1 protein-coding gene and 1 pseudogene are annotated in these 1,855 nt (G+C 72.0%); both read left to right on the top strand.

Annotated features, from left to right (window positions below; all coding sequences use genetic code 11):
* Positions 1-141: 141 nt before the first annotated feature.
* Entirely contained in the window at positions 142-1,500 is a 1,359-nt protein-coding gene (locus HW445_RS29305) for a pitrilysin family protein (RefSeq protein WP_151775287.1), read from the top strand.
* Positions 1,497-1,855: pseudogene (locus HW445_RS29300) on the top strand (insulinase family protein); the annotation flags it as partial. The gene HW445_RS29305 and the pseudogene HW445_RS29300, both read left to right, overlap by 4 nt.

The raw sequence follows: 1,855 nt of genomic DNA, 5'->3' as shown, positions 1-1,855 counted from the left end.
CCGGGGACCGGATCCCCGGATCGGGCGTCAATGTGACGTATCGGGAACCTCACGGCACCCGCCCCCGGTTGCATACAGTGACAGGCAGTCCGCGTTTTCATGTGTTCACGCGTTCAAGATTCCGCGAGCGAAGGGACGTACATGCCCATGGGTCACACGGCCACAGCCGAGGCAGGCTCAGGAGGCCTCACAGCTACCGAGCACCGCCTTGCCAACGGGCTCCGCGTGGTGCTCTCGGAGGACCACCTGACCCCGGTCGCCGCGGTGTGCCTCTGGTACGACGTCGGCTCCCGGCACGAGGTCCAGGGCCGCACCGGCCTCGCCCACCTCTTCGAGCACCTGATGTTCCAGGGCTCGGCCCAGGTGAAGGGCAACGGTCACTTCGAGCTGGTGCAGGGGGCCGGTGGTTCCCTCAACGGCACGACCAGCTTCGAGCGCACCAACTACTTCGAGACCATGCCGGCCCACCAGCTGGAGCTCGCGCTCTGGCTGGAGGCCGACCGGATGGGCTCCCTGCTCACCGCCCTCGACGACGAGTCGATGGAGAACCAGCGCGACGTCGTGAAGAACGAGCGCCGCCAGCGGTACGACAACGTCCCGTACGGCACCGCGTTCGAGAAGATCTTCGCGCTGGCCTACCCGGAGGGCCACCCGTACCACCACACCCCGATCGGCTCGATGGCCGACCTGGACGCCGCCACGCTCGAGGACGCCCGGGCGTTCTTCCGCACCTACTACGCGCCGAACAACGCGGTGCTGTCGGTGGTCGGCGACATCGACCCCGAGCAGACGCTCGCCTGGATCGAGAAGTACTTCGGCTCCATCGCCTCCCACGACGGCAAGCCGGCCCCGCGCGACGGCGCGCTGCCGGAGGTCGTCGGCGGGGAGATCCGCGAGGTCGTCCGCGAGGAGGTCCCGGCCCGCGCCCTGATGGCCGGCTACCGCCTCCCGGAGGACGGCACCCGCGCCTGCGACGCCGCCGACGTGGCCCTGACCATCCTGGGCTACGGCGAGTCCTCCCGCCTCTACAACCGGCTGGTCCGCCGCGACCGTACCGCGGTCACGGCCGGGTTCGGGCTGCTGCGGCTGGCCGGCGCCCCCTCGCTGGGCTGGCTGGACGTCAAGACCTCCGGTGACGTCGAGGTGCCGGTGATCGAGGCCGCCGTCGACGAGGAACTGGCGCGGCTCGCCGCCGAGGGCCCCACGGCGGAGGAGATGGAGCGAGCCCAGGCACAGCTGGAACGCGAGTGGCTGGACCGGCTGGGGACCGTCTCCGGCCGCGCCGACGAACTCTGCCGGTACGCCGTCCTGTTCGGCGACCCGCAGCTCGCGCTGACCGCCGTCGACCGGGTGCTGGAGGTGACGCCGGAGGAGGTCCAGGAGGTGGCCAAGGCCCGGCTGCGCCCCGACAACCGCGCGGTCCTGGTGTACGAACCGACCACCCCGGAGGGCGCCGACGCCGACGCCGACGGCGACGAGGACGAGGAGGAGGCCAAGTGACCGAGCTGGCCACGATGGAGTTCCACCCGCAGCCGCAGGCCGGCGCGCCGAAGCCGTGGGCGTTCCCCGCGCCGGAGCGCGGCGCGCTCGACAACGGCCTGACGGTCCTGCGCTGCCACCGCCCCGGCCAGCAGGTCGTGGCCGTCGAGGTGCTGCTCGACGCCCCGCTGGACGCCGAACCGGCCGGGCTGGACGGCGTCGCCACGATCATGGCGCGCGCCTTCGCCGAGGGCACCGACAAGCACTCCGCCGAGGACTTCGCCGCCGAACTCGAGCGGTGCGGCGCGACCCTGGACATGCACGCCGACCATCCCGGCGTGCGGGTCTCCCTGGAGGTCCCCGCCTCCCGTCTGCC

It is taken from the genome of Streptomyces sp. UH6 (assembly GCF_013421635.1).
In the GTDB taxonomy this organism is placed as follows: domain Bacteria; phylum Actinomycetota; class Actinomycetes; order Streptomycetales; family Streptomycetaceae; genus Streptomyces; species Streptomyces abyssomicinicus.
Note: the sequence above shows the minus strand (reverse complement) of the source record. Positions and strands in the feature narration are given on the sequence as shown.